Genomic DNA, 16,586 nt, shown 5'->3' on the forward strand with positions numbered 1-16,586 from the left:
CGCAACCCTCAGCGCCGCGACAGATCGAGCGCATTGACCGGCATGGGCCGACCGAACAGAAAGCCCTGATAGTGTTCGCAGCCATGGGCCACCAGCCAGTCGCGCTGCGCCGGGGTTTCGACGCCCTCGGCAATCACCGCCAGCTTGAGGCTGTGGGAGAGCGCGATGGTGCTGGCGATGATCGCGGCGCTCGCTTCGTCTTCCAGCAGATCGCGCACGAAGGACTGGTCGATCTTGAGCTTGTCCAGGGGCAGCCGCTTGAGATAGGCCAGCGACGAATAGCCGGTGCCGTAGTCGTCCAGGGCGAAGGTAACGCCCCGGGCCTTGAGTCGCTGCATGGTCTCACGGGCCTCTTCGGGGTGTTCGACGAACAGGCTCTCGGTGACTTCCAGTTCCAGGCGCTCGGGCGGAGCACCGCTCTCTTCGAGCAGGGACGTCACTCGAGCCACGAAACCGGGCTCGCGAAACTGCTCTGGGCTGACGTTGACCGAAAGGCTCAGCCCGGCCGTGGCAGGATCCTGCGCCCAGACGGCCAACTGGCGGCAGGCGGTTTCCAGCACCCAATCGCCGATCTCGATGATCAGCCGGTTGGTTTCGGCCAGGGGAATGAAGTCGGCCGGTGACACCCACCCCCGGACGGGGTGCGGCCAGCGCAACAGCGCCTCGACGCCGGTGACATTGCCCACCGCGTCCACCTGCACCTGGTAGTGCAGCTGGAATTCGCGGCGCGCCAAGGCCTGGCGCAGGTCGTTCTCCAATCCGGCACGCTCCTGAAGCCGTGCCTGCACGCCCGGATCGAAGAAACTCAAGGTATCGCGGCCGGAGTCCTTGGCCTGGAAGAGCGCCATGTCCGCCTGCTGGAACAGCACGCTGCCGTCGGCGTCCTGGCCGTGGCACAGGGTAATGCCGATGCTGCCGGTCACCTTGACGCTCTCCCCATCCAGCCAGCAGGGAGAGGGAAGCACCATCAGCAGCTTGTTGGCCACTCGCTCAGCGATGCTGGCCGCTCGATCCTGATCGGTGCCCAACCCTCGCAGCAGCACGGCGAACTCGTCGCCGCCGATGCGCGCCAGTGTGTCGGTATTGCGCAGCACCTGGTCGAGTCGCTTGGCCACGTGCTGCAACAACCGGTCGCCCTGATGGTGGCCCAGGGTGTCGTTGACCTGCTTGAAATTGTCGATGTCGATGAACAGCAGTGCCGTGTACTGATCGCTGCGCCGGCTTTCCCGGAGCGCGGCGTCGAGGTGATCCTGCAATTGGCGGCGATTGGCCAAGCCGGTGAGCGAGTCGAAGAAGGCCAATTGATGGATTTCCTCTTCGGCGGCCTTGCGCTCGCTGATGTCGCTGAAGGTCGCCACCAGATGGGTCAGCTCGCCGCTCTCGTCGTTCACCGCACTGATGGTCATCCACTCGGGGAATACCTCGCCGTTACGGCGGCGATTCCATATCTCGCCCTGCCAGCTGCCCTGCCCCTTTACGCTCGCCCACAGCCGTTCGTAGAAACGCTCGTCGTGTCGGTCGGACCACAGCAGCCGCGGGTGCTGGCCCAGCACTTCCTCTTCGGAATAGCCGGTGATGCGGGAAAAGGTGTCGTTGACCTTGAGAATCGCCCCTTCGGCATCGGTGATCATCATGCCGAGATGCGTCTCGAACGCCGTGGCAGCGATGCGTAGTTGAGCCTCGGTGGCGCGCGTCTGCGTTACGTCACGCACCAGCGCCAGCACGCCGCTGAAGCTATCGCCATGCTCGGCGAGCGGACTGACGACCGCATGATAGTCACGGACCTGGCCGTCCAGGGTGAGTTGGTAGTCGTATTCCAGCGGCTGGTCGTCGGTCTGCAGGGTCGTGAACGCCTTCTCCAGCGGCTTGGACATGAAGGGCGGCAAGACGTCGCGATAGTGGCGGTTGAGGACCTCTCCGGGCTCGAGCATCAACTGACGATGATCGGGCGCATGGATGTAGACGAATCGCCCCGCCGCATCGAACACGAAGATCATGTCCTGGATCGAGGAGACCAGCGCGGCCAGACGCGACTCGCGCTCCTGCACCTCGCGCTGGGCGCGTTCACGTTCCAGCAGCCTCTGATGCAACGCCGACTCCATGTCCAGTCGGCTGAAATAGTGGCGCACCGCCACGCCGCCCAGCAGCGCCACCAGCAGGGCCAGGCCACTGAGCCCCCGGGCACGCTCATGCCAGCCGGACAGCAGCACTTCCGTTTCGGCGCCCACCACGACCGCATAGGGCAATTCCGCGACGCGTTGCATCCAGTAAAGCCGCTCGACGCCATCCAGCGGCGATGGCACGCGCACGCTGGTGCTCATTTCACCGCTTTCGATGAAGGCATGAGTCAGCGGTTCCTCGACCTGCATTCCCAGCACGCCGTCTGTGGCATCGGTATCGAACGCCGGCCGGCGAGCCACCAGCTGCATTTCGCTGTCGAGAATGGCGAGGCTTTCTCCGGCGGTCATGCTCAGCCGATCCAACGCCTCGCTGAATATCGACGGGTCGAGCTGACTCAGAACGACCCCCTGAAAGGTACCATCGCTGCCTTCCAGACGGCGGGCATGCACCACCCGGAAAGCCTGCGAAAGCGATGACCAGTAAAGTGGCGTTACCGTTTCCTGGCGGTCGGAATCTTGCTGGAAAGGACGAAAGAAAGGCAACTCGCTGACGTCGAATCCCGATGGCAGCACGCTGTTGGAGGAAGCCACCACGCGACCCTGAGAGTCGACGTGGCTCAGTTCATTGACGAAGTCGATGCTGTCTCGGCGTCCGGCCAGATACGCAGCCAGCTGCCGTGGCGAGAAGGAGGCCTCGTCACCCCCTTCCGAAGACGACACTTGCAGCCATTGCACCATGCCGTTCAGAGAATGTTCGCTCAGCGCGAAGTAGCCCGCCACCCACTCGGCGACCAGGTCCGCCCGCGCCTGCAGATCCGCCTTGCCGTCTTCGAGGTCACGCCGATACTGGTCGATCAGCACCCACGCCAGGGTGGAGACCATCACGCACACCGCCACCAGGTAAAGGGCGATGGCCCGTCGCCGGTAAGTACGCCGCCTGCCGTTGGCTATCGGTGCCGGCGCCACCGCTGAAAGCTCCCTCATCAAATCGCCTTACTCGCGCCAATCCGTTGCATGTGAGTCTATCCGATACGCGAGTATAAGGCTCATCCTCAGAAGCATTGTCATTCATCAAGATCACCTGCTCTCTCGAACCGGGGCATTTTTCGAATCCGATGCCTGACGACTTTCACGCTCGAGCAGGGCGCGTTTTTTATCCACGCCCCAGCGATACCCCGAGAGCGCGCCATCGCTGCGCACCACCCGGTGGCAGGGAATGGCCAGCGCAATGGGATTGGAGGCGCAGGCACTGGCCACGGCGCGCACCGCCTTGGGAGATCCGATTCGCTCCGCCAATTCCGCATAGCTGATCGTGGCGCCCACGGGAATCTCGGTCAGCGCCTGCCATACCCGCTGCTGAAAGGCGGTACCGCGTATGTCCAGCGGCAGCGACAGCCCGACGTCGGGCGCCTCGACGAAGCCCACCACCTGGGCCACCCAGGCATCGAAGTCTTTACCTCCTGGAACCAGGGTGGCGTTGGCGAAGCGGTCCTGGAACGCCTGCAGCAATCGTTCCGGATCGTCCCCCAGGGAAATGGCACAAATGCCCTTTTCACTCGCCGCCACCAGAATGGTACCGAGCGAACACTCTCCCAGGGCAAAACGAATCTCCATGCCCTCTCCTTGCGAACGGTAGCTCTGCGGCGTCATGCCGAGCATATGCGTCGAAGCGGCGTAGAAGCGTCCGCTGGATTGGTACCCCGCCTCGTAGATCGCTTCGGTCACCGTGTCGCGGTTCAGCAGTTCGTCCCGCACTCGCTCGGCACGCCGCGCCGCGGCATACGCCTTGGGCGTCAAACCGGTTGCCGACTTGAACACACGATGAAAGTGGAAACGACTCAGGCCGGCGGCTCGTGCCAGTTCGTCGAGCGAGGGAAGTTCGTCGGACGTTTCGATGAGCCGGCATGCGCGGGCAACGCTCGCGGCATGGCGCTGAGCCAGCGAGATATCCTGAGGCCGGCAACGCTGGCAGGGGCGATAACCGGCACGCTCGGCGGTGGCCGCATCGGCGTGAAACTCGGCATTCTCGCGGCGCGGCCGGCGCGATGCGCAGGTGGGGCGACAATAGATTCCGGTGGTACGCACTGCATAGACGAAAGCGTCGTCCGCCGCGGCGTCGCGGGCCAGCACCGCTGCCCATTTCGCCTCATCGGAATCGAAGGTGACGTGTGAGTCGGTGAATGTCTCGTTCATGGCGGAACCCCTGCTGTGGCTTCGACGTTCTTCAGGAGTTCAGGATGAGCCCTGGACCCGCCTGGCACACTCCGTTACTTGCTTTCGAAACGAGCCCGCCTCCTCGCAGCATTCGCAGCATAGCACCATCGAGCGACCGGTTTTTTGACGGCAAGAAGCGGAGTGAGCGCCTACCCGAGCGCCGTCAGAGTCGGCAAGGGATCACAAACGATCCTGCACCTACCCTGGAGAATACCGCTATGAAACAACTCATCGATAAAGTCGCCATCGTCACTGGTGCCAGCTCAGGAATCGGTCATGCCGCCGCTCGACTATTCGCCAGCTCAGGCGCCAACGTCATAGTGAGCGCTCGCCGACAGAACGAACTCGATGCTCTGGTCGAAGCGATCGCGCGCGACGGCGGCACTGCCGTTTCCGTCGCCGGGGACGTATGCGACGAGCACTTGACCCAGCGCTTGGTCGCCACCGCGCTCGAGCGCTTCGGAGGGCTCGATATTGCCTTCAACAATGCCGGCATCGTCGGGCCAATGGCGCCCTTGCAGGACATGGCGCCGAATGACTGGCACAACGTCATGGAAACCAACCTAACCGGCGCCTTCCTGGGCGCCAAATATCAGATTCCGGCGCTGCTACAGCGAGGTGGCGGCAGCCTGCTATTCACCTCGAGTTTCGTCGGCCATACCGCCGGCATGCCCGGCATGGCGGCCTACGCCGCAAGCAAGGCCGGCATTCTGGGCCTGGTGAAGTGCCTCGCCGCGGAGCTGGGACCCGAAGGCATCCGCGTCAACGCGCTGCTGCCGGGAGGCACCGATACGCCCGCAAGCATCACCAACGCCCCCGACGCCGGACCGGAAGTTCAGGCATTCGTTGAGAGCATTCACGCGCTCAAGCGCATGGCTACGCCGGAGGAGATCGCCCGAGCGGCGCTCTACTTGGCTTCCGACGACGCCAGCTTCGTCACCGGCACGGCGATGCTGGTCGATGGTGGCGTCTCCATCAATCGCACCTGACTGAGATGAAGCGGTGCCGCTCCCGCGAGCACCGCTTCATGGGCAGCGACTGTCCGAGCCCCTGCTACCTTGCAGACAGCGACCGGCGCCCCGGTAAGCACTTACTTACTGGGGTAACGCTTCGCCACTGTCCCGACCCTTCGGCTACGGCTTGTGCTTCGTGCCGTTTCTGAATCGAGGTTACGATGAGAGCGTGACCTGAAACGCACAACGACAACACGGGACTCCCATGATCGCCGTTATCTTCGAAGTCATTCCCCAGTCCGGCCGCCGCGAGCAATACCTCGACATCGCCGCCAGCCTGCGCCCGCTGCTCGATGAGATCGATGGCTTCATCTCCATCGAACGCTTCGAGAGCCTTACCCAGCCGGGCAAGATCCTCTCGCTCTCCTTCTGGCGCGACGAGCAGGCCATCGCCCAGTGGCGCCAGCTAGAACGCCACCGTACCGCCCAGGCTCAGGGCCGCAACGTGGTCTTCGACGATTACCGGCTGCGCGTGGCGGCGGTAATGCGCGACTACGGCATGCACGAACGCGAACAGGCACCTGCCGACAGCCGAGAGCGGCATGACACCGCGTGAACGCTCACATCCAACAGGCAGCTTGCCCAACATGAATGCCGCCTCGAGCCTGGCGCTAGCGGCCTTCTAGTTCGGCCTGTCGCTGTCTGACCTCCTCAGCCGCGAAGGACATGAATGCACGGATACGAGCGCTGTGGCGCAGGTCCGGATGGACCAGTAGCCACAGGTCAGTCGCTACCTCCGGCCCGATCGCCAGCACGCACTCCAGCTCGTTCTCCTGGCGAGCCATGTAATGCGGCACCACGGCGAGCCCTACACCGGCCCGTGCTGCCCCCAACGCCGCGACGACGCTGTTCGTGCGTAGCGCGAAAGCTTCCGGCGGCACCCGCTCATCCAGCCATCGGCTGCTGGCGAGATGGCGGATCATCTCGTTGCCGCCAACGAAGCGGTGTCCCTCCGGACGTGCCGGATCCTCGAGCGCTGGACGATCCTGTAAGTACTCGCGCGCGCCGTACACTCCCCAACGAATGGTGCCCACCCGACGGCCGATCAGGTTCTCCGGCGGCGCCTGCGTCGGACGAATGGCGATATCCGCCTCACGCCGGGCCAGTTCGAGGAAGGCACTGACGCTCAATAGTTCCAGCTCGATGCCCGGGTAGCGTTCGATGAAGCCCTGAAATACGGGCGCGAGAAAGGCATTGGCCAGGGTATCGGTAGTGGTGACGACGACCCGCCCCGACAGCCTCACGTCTTGCCCCCCGAGTTCGCGCTCGATGGCCTGCGCCTCCTCCTCCACTCGCTCCGCGTGCTTGAGCAGCATCTCGCCCGCCGCCGTTGGCACATAGCCCTGCGCCAAGCGGTCGAACAAGCGCACCTCCAGGCCTGCCTCCAACGCCTTGAGCCGCCGGAATATCGTCGAGTGGTTAACGCCAAGCGCTCTCGCCGCCCCCGCCAGGGTGCCGGCGCGTGCAATCGCCAGGAAAAGGCGAAGATTGTCCCAATCGAAGTTCACGCCTTGCACCTCTGCAATGTCTCTGTGCAATTTTCGTCGATTTCATTGCTGATTCGCAAACCCTACGCTGTTAGCACGTTGCCGAGGCAACGGATTCACATCGCCGACACTTGGAGCACCAACATGAAAACCATCAACCGTGAAGACCTGGCCGCCCGCCTCGAAGGCCGAGAGCGCCCGACCCTTGTAGAAGCACTGCCGGAGAAGTATTTCCAGCAGTGGCACCTGCCGAATGCCGTCAACATCAACCATGACCAGGTCAGGCAACGGGCGCCCGAGCTGCTACCGAACAAGCAGGCCGCGATAGTGGTGTACTGTGCCAGCGCCACCTGCCAGAACTCACACATGGCGGCCAACCAGCTCGAGGCCATGGGCTACACCGACGTCACCGTTTACCAGGGCGGCAAGGAGGAGTGGGAGAAGGCCCAGTTGCCCGTCACCACGGCCTGAAGGGGCCGTACACTCCGCTAGGGCCTGCCGGTTGCGGTCCGGCAGGCCCTCGTGACGATGCGGATTCCATTCAGCGAGATACTGCTGGCGCCCCGGTAAGTACTTACTTACCGGAAAGCTAACGCTTCACGTACTCGATGGCATCGTGATCGACTAGACTCCATTCGCCGCTGTTACGATAGAGCCGCTTGCCCTGACGCGGATAATCCGACACGTCCTGAGCCAACCGCTGCCCCACCACCAGGCATACCAGCGGCTCATCGCCATCGTTGTACATTTCATGGGCCACGCCATTGGTAGGGCAGCCGATGAAGTCGCCGGGACCTATCGGCTGTTTGCACTCGCCCAGCGTCGCTACGCCGGTTCCCGAAAGCACGTAGATGGCCTCCTCCTCGTAACGGTGGCAGTGGTACTCGGTCGAGAAATGGCCGGGTGGCACGCTGATATGATGAACCCCGAGCTGAGTCATGCCGACGGCATCCCCCAGGGATTTGTTGATGCGCACGGCCTGGGCGTTGAGGAAGTGCGACTTTCTCACGCCCTCCAGGGCTTCGATATCCTGCGCCGATAGGTACATGTCAGTTCTCCTTCGATTCGAGTCGCCGCCTGGACGGTCGGCCACGACGAGGAAGAGTGGGTTGTTGGCCGATTGCGAGCGGCCTCATCCCACCGTCAAGCCGTTTGGCCCACTGCCGCCTTGTCCGTCACCGGGTCGGCCTTGGCGCCAGCCGTCTCGCGGCGCTCCGAGTAGCGGTCGACCAGCGTATCGGCGTGGGGACGCAGCAGCAGGGTGAAGCGAACCAGCTCCTCCATCACGTCGACGATACGGTCGTAGAGCGGCGAGGGACGCATGCGCCCGGCTTCGTCGAACTCCTGATATGCCTTGGGCACGCTGGACTGGTTGGGGATGGTGAACATACGCATCCAGCGTCCCAGCAGACGCAGAGTATTCACCGCATTGAACGATTGCGAGCCCCCGCTTACCTGCATTACCGCCAGCGTTCGTCCTTGGGTGGGCCGCACCGCGCCCAGGCTCAGCGGCAGATGATCGATCTGGGTTTTCATCACGCCGGTGATCTGACCATGACGTTCGGGGCTGCACCACACCTGACCTTCGGACCAGATGGCCAGCTCGCGCAGCTCCCTTACCGCCGGGTGATCGTCGCCCGGCACCTGGTCCGGCAGCGGCAGGTCGGAAGGGTCGAAGATCCGCGTCTCGGCGCCGAAATGGCGCAGCAGCCGCGCCGCTTCCTCTATCGCCAGACGCGAATAGGATCGCTCGCGCAGCGAACCGTAGAGCAGCAGGATGCGTGGCGGATGGCCCAGCGGATCGGGCAAGCCCTGGCCGGGCTGCCGGAGAGCGAAGCGCTCGTCGAGGGCCGGCAGATGGTCGGGGTCGTACAGCGTGCGAAGCCTCATGTCGCCTCCTTCAGGGCGTGGGTTTGCAGAACGAGCAGCGCCACCACGGCCAAGAGCCCCAGGGCAGAGGAAAACAGCAGTGCCTGGGTGCCAAAACGCTCGATCAGCAGAGCGAAGGCCAGCGGTGCCAGTGCCTGGCCGAAGCGTGCCGGCACCATCAGCACGCCCTGGCGCAGGCCATAGCCGTGGGGACCGAAGATCGCCAGCGGCAGCGTGCCCTTGGCGATGGTGAGAATGCCGTTGCCGGCGCCGTGCAGCAGCACGAACAGCGTGGCCAGCGGTGCCCCCAGCGTCATCACGCCGAGCGCACCGAGCGGATGGGCAACCGCTGCCAGCTTGGCCGAGAGTAGTGGATGGAAACGCCGCAACAACGAAAACTCGAGCAGGCGCGCCGCCACCTGGGCCGGCCCAACCAGCGCAGCAGCGGCGATGGCGGCGGCAGGCGACAGGCCGGCGATCTGCAACAGCCATGGCAAGTGAGCCGCCATGGCGGTGCTGATAATCCAGGTCACAGCGAAGACGAAGGTCAGCAGTGCCATGGGCAGCCAGGTCGACTCCGCTTCGGTCGCTGCTGCATCGGAGTGAGGTTGGGGCGGCTGGATGCCGAAGGGAATCAGCAGGCGGTTGAGTGGCAATCCCAGCAGCAGGTGCATCGCTGCCCAGGTGAAGCAGGCGTTCTGCCAGCCGAACTCGGCGTCGAGCCAACCGGTGATCGGCCAGCACACGCTGCTGGCGAAGCCCGCCAGCAGCGTGATGCCGGTAATCGGTCCGCGCGCCTCACGGCCGTAGAGCCCCGCCAGGGTCGAGAAGGCCGCTTCGTAAAGCCCCATGCCCATTCCGACGCCGATCACCAGCCAGCCTGCCCACAACATCATGAGCCCATCAGCCAGCCCCAGCAGTACTAGCCCCAGGGCGAACACCAGACTCGAGGCCGCCAGCACGTCGCGTCCGCCAAAGCGGTCGATGCGCCGCCCCACTGCCGGCCCCAGCAACGCCGAGACCACCAGCGCCGAGGAGAAAGCCGCGAATACCTTGCCGGTAGAAAGGCCGAGTTCCATTGCCATGGGTACCGCCAGGATGGCCGGCAGGTAGTAGGTCGACCCCCAAGCCAGGGTCTGGGAAACGCCCAGGGCGACAACTACCCGAGTGCGGTTCATGAAGCCATTACCTCGATCATCGAGGTATATAGCTCTGAAAAAACCCCGGCCATCACGTCTCGCGCTCCTCCCGGTCGGCATTCGCACTGCCCGCCAGGCGCTGCCCCTCGAGGATGCAGTCCGTGGCTTCCAACCAGGCGTCCACCGCCACACGGAAGGCATCCCGCCCCTTGTCGGTCAGCGCGTAGATCTTGCGCGAGCGCCCCTGCACCACCTCTGCCGTCGAGCTCAGGTAGCCCCCCGCCTCGAACTCGTTGAGCATGGGGTAGACAGTCCCCTCCGACGGACTGCAGCAGCCCTTGGTGCTCTTCTCCACCGCCTGCACCACCTCGTAGCCGTGCATCGGCTTGCGGTGCAGAACGCTGAGTACGAAGAACTTCGACAGCGACATCTTGATGGTGCCGCGCCAGTAGGAAGCGTCGCTGTAGTCGGGGATCTTGCGGCCGGAGGCCGTGCCGGTTTTCGTGCTGGTCATGGTTCGAACGCTATACCTCGATGGTCGAGGCGTCAAGACTGGGCTCTCTGTGCACGATCGGCGATAACGGCGTGTGAATGAATACTTCGATCGGACTCGCGTACGAGGCGATTCTTGACGCTACATGACCTAACGCAGGCAGTTTTCGTGCAAAGCCTTACCCGGTATCGATCAAGCCGTTCTGTCGGCCCGTCCTGCATAGCCTGTAAGCGCTACAGTTCACGGCTCCAAACCTGACCGACAAGATCTTTCCCAAAGCTGTGATGCGGCGTTTCCTCCACCAACTCGAAACCCGCTCGTTCATAGATTCTGCGTGCATCGGTGAGCACGCTGTTGGTCCACAGAACCATTTGCCGATAACCGGCATGGCGAGCGAATCTCAGGCATTCATCCACCAGGCGACGCCCTATTCCAAGGCCACGAGCACACGGGTCGACGTAGAGCAGCCGCAGCTTTGCGGTCGCTTCGTCTTCGCGGACGACGAACACCGACCCAACGACATTTCCCTGCTTTTCGGCGATCCAGCACCGCTCCCAACGCGGGTCGAAATCGCGCAGGTACTTGGCGACGATCTCGGCGATCAGCGCCTCATACTCCGTGTTCCAACCATACTCTTGGGCATAGAGCACGGCCTGCCGATGGACGATCCACCCCATGTCGCCCGGCCGTGGGTCACGCAGCAGATAGCTCGAATCCGCCTCGCCGAGCAGGCTTTCGATCTGGCCCATCGCCTCGATCAGCCGCTGCTGCTCAAGTTCCGAGAAGTCTTCCAGCATGGCTACGACTTCACGCTGCGACGCCTCATTCAGCGGCCCGTAAGTCGCCCGACCATGATCGGTCAATTGCAGTTGCGAAGCCCGCCGGTCGGAGGGCGAGGGAGTCCTGATGATGAGCCCTTTCCTCTCGAAACCTTTGAGCACGCGGCTCACGTAACCCGCATTGAGGCCCAGTTCCCGACAGATGTCCGAACTGGTCAACATCGGTCTATGCGCCAATTCATACAGGATGCGGACCTCCGTCAGCGAGAACCGGCTATCCAGGAGGTGCTCATGGAGCACGCCGATCTGACGCGTGTAGAAGCGGTTGAAGCGTCGCACGATCCCGGCGCGCTCTTCGAGGTGGCATACTGCACTCATGCGGGAGCCTTTTTATGGTTGCCTAAGGCACATATTTAGTTGCTTAAAGCAATTAAATCAACAGCACCATACGTAGTACTTGCTCCACTGTCGAATCCGGCCCCACCAGGACGACTATCTCGTGCAACGACAGCAACGAGAGAAGCCCTCATGTCAGCGCACGATGAAGTACCCCAACCCGTCGTTTCTCGCAATGAATGGCTCACCGCCCGAAAAGAGCTACTGATCAGGGAGAAGGAGCTCACCCGCCTCCGCGATGACCTGAACGCCAAGCGCCGTGCCTTACCGTGGACAAAGGTCGAAAAGGAGTATGTCTTCGCTACGCACGAAGGCCGCAGGACCCTCGCTGAGCTGTTCGACGGGCGCAGTCAGTTGATCGTCCACCACTTCATGTTCGGCCCCGGCTGGGAAGCTGGCTGTGTCGGCTGCTCCTTCACCGCCGATCACATCGAAGGCACTCGGGTGCATCTCGCGCACCACGACGTGAGCTTGGTACGCGTCTCACGGGCACTGCTCGCCGAGATCGATGCCTACCGTAAGCGCATGGGCTGGTACGTGAAGTGGGTGTCATCGCACGACAGCGACTTCAACTACGACTACCACGTCTCGTTCCGACCCGAGGCGATCGCCCGAGGCGCGGTCAACTACAACTACGCTACAGCCAACGTCTCGACCGAGGACCTGTCCAGCCTCAGCGTGTTCTATCGGGACGCCAACGGCGATGTGTTCCACACCTACTCGACCTATGGCCGCGGTGACGAACTCGTCGACAGCACCTACATGCTGCTCGACATGACGCCCCGTGGCCGCAACGAAACGGGCCCCCATCACAACCTGATGGACTGGGTGAAACGCCACGACGAGTACGATTCGGCAAGGTAGGCTGGGCATCCAGCCGCCTGAACTGGCGTTCTTACTCGGCGCTGCAAGCCGAGAAGACCGGTGAGCTAGTCGCGCGGGGCGCGCATCGACGAGCCGCCGCAACGTAGCTGTCGAGAGATCACGTTCGAGGCAAGGCGCTGAGCCGCGCGCACTTTCGCTCGACTTTCAGCGCAAGAAGCGGAGTTCCCTCGCCGCCCCACTGCCCTAGGTTGGCATCGTTTCCCAACCGGAGTGGCAGCGATGAAAACGATCGATCGAACCATGGGCCCCATGGAGTGGGCGTTGTTGCTGACCCTGTCGATGCTGTGGGGCGGTTCATTTTTCTTCGTGGGAGTGGCGGTCGAGGAGCTGGGGCCGCTCACCATCGTAGCCCTGCGCGTGGGACTGGCGGCACTGGCGCTGAACGCCCTGATTCTCCTGCTCGGCCAGCGCATGCCACGCGACCGGGGGCTTTGGGCAGCCTTCTTCGGCATGGGCCTGCTCAACAACATGATTCCCTTCAGCCTGATTGCCTGGGGCCAGGGGCATATCGCCAGTGGCCTGGCGTCGATTCTCAACGCCACCACTCCCTTTTTCACCATCGTGGTGGCGCACTTCCTGACGCGTGACGAGCCTTTCACCCCGGGGCGACTTGCGGGCGTGGCAATCGGCTTCATCGGTGTGGCGTACATGCTGGGCACCGAGGTTCACGAGGGCGCCCCCAGCCATTCATGGGCACAGCTAGCGGTGCTGGCCGGCGCCCTCTCCTATGCCTTTGCCGGGGTGTTCGGACGCCGCTTCCGCGCGCTGGGTTGCTCGCCTCTGATCGCCGCCTGCGGGCAAGTAACGGCATCGGCGCTGGTGCTGATGCCTTTGGCCTTGGCGGTGGAGCGCTTCTGGCAGCAGCCTTGGCCGGGGCTGGAAACCTGGTCGGCGGTGTTCGGCCTGGCGCTGTTCTCTACCGCACTGGCTTACCTTCTCTACTTCCGCCTGCTGGCAACCGCAGGTGCGACCAACCTGCTGCTGGTCACTTTCCTGATTCCAGCCAGTGCCATTCTGCTGGGGACGTTCGTGCTGGGAGAGCGGCTGGAGTGGCGTCATCTGACCGGAATGGGACTGATCGGAATAGGGCTTGCGGCCATCGACGGCAGGCCCTCGATGCGATTGCGAAAAATGGCTTTCGCTTGCTGGAAAGCCAGGCGAAATCGAGTGAGCCACTGAATCCGTATGCCGCAGCGTACGCCTCGACAACGGACGAGATCGAAGGCATCACCGGTTTTGCCACGCCGCGCTAGCCGCGCAGGTCGCGGAAGGCCTCGACTACCCGCTCGGCCAGGGCCTCGCCGGCGCCACCCAGCCCATCTCGGCGCACCAGGGCGACCTGGTAGTCGCCCAGCGCCGGCAGGATGTCGCCGTCGAGCCGGCGCAGCGGCTGGCGGATCAGCGCCAGTGGGAAAGGCGCCACGGCCAGGTCGGCGAGCATGGCGGCCTGCTGACCCGCACAGTGCTCGCACGTGTAGGCGATTCGGTAGCTCAGGCCGGCGCGGTCCAGGGCATCCAGAGCCAACTTCCGCCACGGACAGCCATGGTTGGCCAGCGCCACCGGCAATGGCGAGCGCTGGGCAGCCACTCCTCCCTCGCGACCGGCCCATACCAGCGGTTCGCTGTGCACCGTTTCGACGTGGGCCGATGGGTCGTGCATGCCGCCGGTGGATAGCACCAGGTCGAGCTCGCCTGCCTCGAGGCGAACCAGCATGTCGCGGCTGCCGCCCACGACCACATCGACCTGCACGGCCGGATGCGAGCGGGCGAATTGTGCCAACACGCCGGGCAGTATCCGCGAACCCACGTCATCGGTGGTACCGAGACTGACCCGCCCCTCCAGCGAAGGGGCCAGGAACTGGGTCACCGCCTCTTCGTTGAGCCGCAACAACCGCCGCCCGTAGCCCAGCAGCAGCTCTCCCTCCGGGGTGAGACGCACCTGGCGCGCCTCGCGCACGAACAACGTCTGCCCCAGGGTCTCTTCCAGGCGCTTGATCTGCATGCTCAAGGCCGAGGGGGTGCGGAACACCTGCCGGGCGGCACGCGTGAAGCTGCCGCTTTCGGCGATGGCGACGAACGTGCGCAACACGTCGGTATCAAGCAGCGGCAGCGGCGCTCGTCCGCTGGATGGCATTTCGGTCATGACCACGCCCTTTCAATAAATCTTAAGAGTGAATGTAGATCTTTTCGTTGGATTGATCAAAAAGCGCGCGCCATGCTCTCTCTCAGAGGTCGCGACCCTCCACCCAAGAATCAGCAGACTCCGGCAGCCGTCCGCCCGGCGGCCGCCCGAAGGGAGGTGTGAGATGAGCCAGTACGAACCGCTTCGCCGCCGCGTCGACGACAACGACGTGCCGCCGCCCAAGCCACCCAACCTGGATCTCTACTTGCCGGCCATGCCGCCGCTGGGGCTGATCCATGCCATCGATCGCTGGTGGTGGGCCTACCGCCGCAGGCGTCAGTTTCGGCAGCGCTTCCTGCCGCTGCTCGCCCATGACGACCACATCCTCGAGGACATGGGCCACTGCCGCGACGACATTCTGTGGGCCTCGCGCCTGCCGCTCAAGGTGGATGCCCTGCATGCCTTGGCGGAACGGCAGTCCCAGTCCCGGGAAATGCCAACCCACCCCGGCTGAACGGCGGTGATCGCGCATCGCCGCAATGACAAGCCTGCTTGACACAGCTCGAAATGCCAAGCAGGCTTGTCTCATGCACAATCGGATCCGTGAGCTGCGCAAGGCGCGAGGCCTGACCCAGGCCGACCTGGCCGAGGTCCAAGGCGTCTCACGCAACACCATCAACTCCATCGAAGTCGGCCGCTATGTGCCTTCGTTACCCCTGGCGCTGAAGCTGGCCCGATTCTTCGGCAAGCCCGTCGAGGAGGTATTCGATGACCGCTCCGACGCCTGAACGCTCCCATCCTGCCCCAGGCAGGCAACGGCCGACGATCGTGCCGCTGGTTGGCGTGGCCCTGGGGGTGGCGATGCTCCTGGTCTCCTGGCTGGCGGCGGACGCTCCGGGCATCGGCCTGGCCATGCTCGCCATCATGCTGTCCTATGCGGCGGTGATGCGCTACGGCCAGCGCTTCGAGTCGGTCCAGTTGCTCAGCCACGATCCTCCGCTGGATGAACGCCATGCGCTGATCCAGCAACGCGCCCTTGCCGCCGCCTACTTCGCGGTACTGGGCGTCGCCCTGATCGGCTTCTTCTGGGAGATCGCTCGTGGCGCCCCGGGCGCCTTCACGTTGATCTGCTTCGTCGGCGGCCTCACCCACATGATCGCCACCGTGATCCTGCGACGGCGCTCCTAGCTAGGCTCCGTGACCGTACCGCCGTTTCGCGTGTTCCCGGTATCCCCCCGGCGTCAGGCCGGTCACGGTCTTGAAATCGTGGATGAAATGGGCCTGGTCGTAGTAGCCGGCGGCATGAGCGGTGTCGGTCAAGGACACGTCCATCCCGCCCCGCTTGATCAGTTCACGGCTGCGAGCGATGCGCATCAGGCGGGCGTAGCGTTTGGGCGATAACCCCACGTAGTGGCGGAACAGGCGCTCCAATCGACGCTGGCCGATCGGTAACTCCTTGGCCAGCATCGCAATGCTGGCCGGGCCCTCGCCCTCGAGGGAACGTTGACGCAACCACTCCAGCGAAGCCGGCAACACCGCCGGCAACGCCTCGGCATGACGCAACCGCTGCAGCAGGAAACGCTCCAGCATCGCGATGCGGCTGGCCAGGTCGGGCGCTTGCCACAGCCTTTCGTGCAATGCCTCCAACGCAAGGTGGCCCAACGCATCGCCGGGTATCGGCTCGACTCCGGCCAGCTCGCTCAGCGGCTCACCGACGATCAGCGCTCCGCTCCCCGGCCGAAAGCGCACGCCGAGCAGATCGAGGTCCCAACCCGCCCGTAGCCGAGCCGTGCGTAGCTTGGGGCCATCGATCCAGGCGGCCCACGATGCGACGCCATCGTCTCGACTCACGGGTCCGCCGAAGTTGAACAGTAGCCCCATACCGCCATCGGGGTGCAACAGTTCCTGCGTGTCCGCTCCCGATGCATCGCAACCCTGGGCATACCAGAGGCACTGCACATGGGCACGCAGCGCAGGATCGGGAGCGAACTGCAGCAGGCGCAGGCCGGTCGGCGGGGCGATCACGGTCGCCGGTCGAAAATCTACAATGCCGCGCCCCGGGCCCAGGC

18 protein-coding genes are annotated in these 16,586 nt (G+C 64.0%); 8 read left to right on the forward strand and 10 right to left on the reverse strand.

The genetic code is table 11. The features are described 5' to 3' along the window. Positions 1-8: 8 nt before the first annotated feature. Together BLP96_RS04415 and ada are read right to left on the reverse strand one after the other, a co-directional pair. Positions 9-3,104, reverse strand: coding sequence for a bifunctional diguanylate cyclase/phosphodiesterase (locus BLP96_RS04415; RefSeq protein ID WP_245682159.1), 3,096 nt, complete (start codon positions 3,102-3,104; stop codon positions 9-11). Between the two features lie 93 nt (positions 3,105-3,197). Then, a complete protein-coding gene (gene ada, locus BLP96_RS04420; RefSeq protein WP_089683538.1) occupies positions 3,198-4,313 on the reverse strand; it encodes a bifunctional DNA-binding transcriptional regulator/O6-methylguanine-DNA methyltransferase Ada in 1,116 nt (371 codons plus the stop codon). Positions 4,314-4,552: 239 nt separating this feature from the next. Here ada and BLP96_RS04425 point away from each other — a divergent pair, with 239 nt between their 5' ends. Continuing rightward, positions 4,553-5,323, forward strand: a complete 771-nt coding sequence (locus tag BLP96_RS04425) for an SDR family oxidoreductase (protein ID WP_089683540.1) — start codon at positions 4,553-4,555, stop codon at positions 5,321-5,323. A gap of 229 nt (positions 5,324-5,552) precedes the next feature. Next, complete coding sequence (locus tag BLP96_RS04430; RefSeq protein WP_089683543.1) at positions 5,553-5,903, forward strand: antibiotic biosynthesis monooxygenase family protein; 351 nt, start codon at positions 5,553-5,555, stop codon at positions 5,901-5,903. Between the two features lie 55 nt (positions 5,904-5,958). On the opposite strand, the gene BLP96_RS04435 is transcribed toward BLP96_RS04430, so the two are convergent. Beyond that, positions 5,959-6,855: a LysR family transcriptional regulator gene (locus BLP96_RS04435; RefSeq protein ID WP_176761459.1), complete on the reverse strand. Its 897-nt coding sequence runs from the start codon at positions 6,853-6,855 to the stop codon at positions 5,959-5,961. A gap of 123 nt (positions 6,856-6,978) precedes the next feature. Here BLP96_RS04435 and BLP96_RS04440 point away from each other — a divergent pair, with 123 nt between their 5' ends. Next, positions 6,979-7,305 carry a rhodanese-like domain-containing protein gene (locus BLP96_RS04440; protein ID WP_089683547.1) on the forward strand — a complete coding sequence of 109 codons (327 nt, stop codon included), beginning with the start codon at positions 6,979-6,981 and terminating at the stop codon, positions 7,303-7,305. Positions 7,306-7,423: 118 nt separating this feature from the next. Here the strand turns inward: BLP96_RS04440 and BLP96_RS04445 are convergent, their stop codons facing one another. The 5 genes from BLP96_RS04445 to BLP96_RS04465 form a co-directional block, all read right to left on the reverse strand. Continuing rightward, a complete protein-coding gene (locus BLP96_RS04445; RefSeq protein ID WP_089683549.1) occupies positions 7,424-7,882 on the reverse strand; it encodes a cupin domain-containing protein in 459 nt (152 codons plus the stop codon). Between the two features lie 95 nt (positions 7,883-7,977). After that, positions 7,978-8,724, reverse strand: coding sequence for an arsenical resistance protein ArsH (arsH, locus tag BLP96_RS04450; RefSeq protein WP_089683551.1), 747 nt, complete (start codon positions 8,722-8,724; stop codon positions 7,978-7,980). Beyond that, positions 8,721-9,881 carry an MFS transporter gene (locus BLP96_RS04455; protein WP_089683553.1) on the reverse strand — a complete coding sequence of 387 codons (1,161 nt, stop codon included), beginning with the start codon at positions 9,879-9,881 and terminating at the stop codon, positions 8,721-8,723. Before BLP96_RS04455 ends, arsH begins: the two co-directional genes overlap by 4 nt. A 52-nt stretch (positions 9,882-9,933) precedes the next feature. After that, positions 9,934-10,356, reverse strand: a complete 423-nt coding sequence (locus BLP96_RS04460; protein ID WP_218118578.1) for a PadR family transcriptional regulator — start codon at positions 10,354-10,356, stop codon at positions 9,934-9,936. Between the two features lie 212 nt (positions 10,357-10,568). Further along, positions 10,569-11,492 (reverse strand): bifunctional helix-turn-helix transcriptional regulator/GNAT family N-acetyltransferase, encoded by a 924-nt coding sequence (locus tag BLP96_RS04465; RefSeq protein WP_089683555.1) that lies wholly within the window; start codon positions 11,490-11,492, stop codon positions 10,569-10,571. 150 nt (positions 11,493-11,642) lie between these two features. On the opposite strand from BLP96_RS04465, the gene BLP96_RS04470 reads away from it, so the two are divergent. Then, the gene (locus tag BLP96_RS04470) at positions 11,643-12,374 is read left to right on the forward strand and encodes a DUF899 domain-containing protein (protein WP_089683557.1); all 732 of its coding nucleotides are present in this window, start codon (positions 11,643-11,645) and stop codon (positions 12,372-12,374) included. A 240-nt stretch (positions 12,375-12,614) separates the two neighbouring features. After that, positions 12,615-13,574, forward strand: a complete 960-nt coding sequence (locus BLP96_RS04475; protein ID WP_089683559.1) for a DMT family transporter — start codon at positions 12,615-12,617, stop codon at positions 13,572-13,574. Positions 13,575-13,644: 70 nt separating this feature from the next. Here BLP96_RS04475 and BLP96_RS04480 read toward each other — a convergent pair whose 3' ends face one another. Further along, positions 13,645-14,538 carry a LysR substrate-binding domain-containing protein gene (locus BLP96_RS04480; RefSeq protein ID WP_089683561.1) on the reverse strand — a complete coding sequence of 298 codons (894 nt, stop codon included), beginning with the start codon at positions 14,536-14,538 and terminating at the stop codon, positions 13,645-13,647. A 163-nt stretch (positions 14,539-14,701) separates the two neighbouring features. On the opposite strand from BLP96_RS04480, the gene BLP96_RS04485 reads away from it, so the two are divergent. The 3 genes from BLP96_RS04485 (at position 14,702) to BLP96_RS04495 (ending at position 15,705) form a co-directional block, all read left to right on the forward strand. After that, complete coding sequence (locus BLP96_RS04485) at positions 14,702-15,031, forward strand: hypothetical protein (RefSeq protein WP_089683563.1); 330 nt, start codon at positions 14,702-14,704, stop codon at positions 15,029-15,031. A 73-nt stretch (positions 15,032-15,104) separates the two neighbouring features. Continuing rightward, positions 15,105-15,305 (forward strand): helix-turn-helix transcriptional regulator, encoded by a 201-nt coding sequence (locus BLP96_RS04490; RefSeq protein ID WP_089683565.1) that lies wholly within the window; start codon positions 15,105-15,107, stop codon positions 15,303-15,305. Further along, entirely contained in the window at positions 15,286-15,705 is a 420-nt protein-coding gene (locus BLP96_RS04495; protein WP_089683568.1) for a hypothetical protein, read from the forward strand. The genes BLP96_RS04490 and BLP96_RS04495 overlap by 20 nt, the downstream gene beginning before the upstream one ends. Here the strand turns inward: BLP96_RS04495 and BLP96_RS04500 are convergent, their stop codons facing one another. After that, positions 15,706-16,542 (reverse strand): helix-turn-helix domain-containing protein, encoded by an 837-nt coding sequence (locus tag BLP96_RS04500; RefSeq protein ID WP_089683570.1) that lies wholly within the window; start codon positions 16,540-16,542, stop codon positions 15,706-15,708. Positions 16,543-16,586 lie beyond the last annotated feature (44 nt).

Origin of the sequence: Billgrantia gudaonensis (genome assembly GCF_900100195.1) — a bacterium.
In the GTDB taxonomy this organism is placed as follows: Bacteria; Pseudomonadota; Gammaproteobacteria; order Pseudomonadales; family Halomonadaceae; genus Halomonas; species Halomonas gudaonensis.

Coding starts and splice junctions, on each gene's coding strand:
- BLP96_RS04415 (WP_245682159.1), bottom strand. CDS start 3,104: ATGAGGGAGCTTTCAGCGGTGGCGCCGGCACCGATAGCCAACGGCAGG.
- ada (WP_089683538.1), bottom strand. CDS start 4,313: ATGAACGAGACATTCACCGACTCACACGTCACCTTCGATTCCGATGAG.
- BLP96_RS04425 (WP_089683540.1), top strand. CDS start 4,553: ATGAAACAACTCATCGATAAAGTCGCCATCGTCACTGGTGCCAGCTCA.
- BLP96_RS04430 (WP_089683543.1), top strand. CDS start 5,553: ATGATCGCCGTTATCTTCGAAGTCATTCCCCAGTCCGGCCGCCGCGAG.
- BLP96_RS04440 (WP_089683547.1), top strand. CDS start 6,979: ATGAAAACCATCAACCGTGAAGACCTGGCCGCCCGCCTCGAAGGCCGA.
- BLP96_RS04445 (WP_089683549.1), bottom strand. CDS start 7,882: ATGTACCTATCGGCGCAGGATATCGAAGCCCTGGAGGGCGTGAGAAAG.
- arsH (WP_089683551.1), bottom strand. CDS start 8,724: ATGAGGCTTCGCACGCTGTACGACCCCGACCATCTGCCGGCCCTCGAC.
- BLP96_RS04455 (WP_089683553.1), bottom strand. CDS start 9,881: ATGAACCGCACTCGGGTAGTTGTCGCCCTGGGCGTTTCCCAGACCCTG.
- BLP96_RS04460 (WP_218118578.1), bottom strand. CDS start 10,356: ATGACCAGCACGAAAACCGGCACGGCCTCCGGCCGCAAGATCCCCGAC.
- BLP96_RS04465 (WP_089683555.1), bottom strand. CDS start 11,492: ATGAGTGCAGTATGCCACCTCGAAGAGCGCGCCGGGATCGTGCGACGC.
- BLP96_RS04470 (WP_089683557.1), top strand. CDS start 11,643: ATGTCAGCGCACGATGAAGTACCCCAACCCGTCGTTTCTCGCAATGAA.
- BLP96_RS04475 (WP_089683559.1), top strand. CDS start 12,615: ATGAAAACGATCGATCGAACCATGGGCCCCATGGAGTGGGCGTTGTTG.
- BLP96_RS04480 (WP_089683561.1), bottom strand. CDS start 14,538: ATGACCGAAATGCCATCCAGCGGACGAGCGCCGCTGCCGCTGCTTGAT.
- BLP96_RS04485 (WP_089683563.1), top strand. CDS start 14,702: ATGAGCCAGTACGAACCGCTTCGCCGCCGCGTCGACGACAACGACGTG.
- BLP96_RS04490 (WP_089683565.1), top strand. CDS start 15,105: ATGCACAATCGGATCCGTGAGCTGCGCAAGGCGCGAGGCCTGACCCAG.
- BLP96_RS04495 (WP_089683568.1), top strand. CDS start 15,286: ATGACCGCTCCGACGCCTGAACGCTCCCATCCTGCCCCAGGCAGGCAA.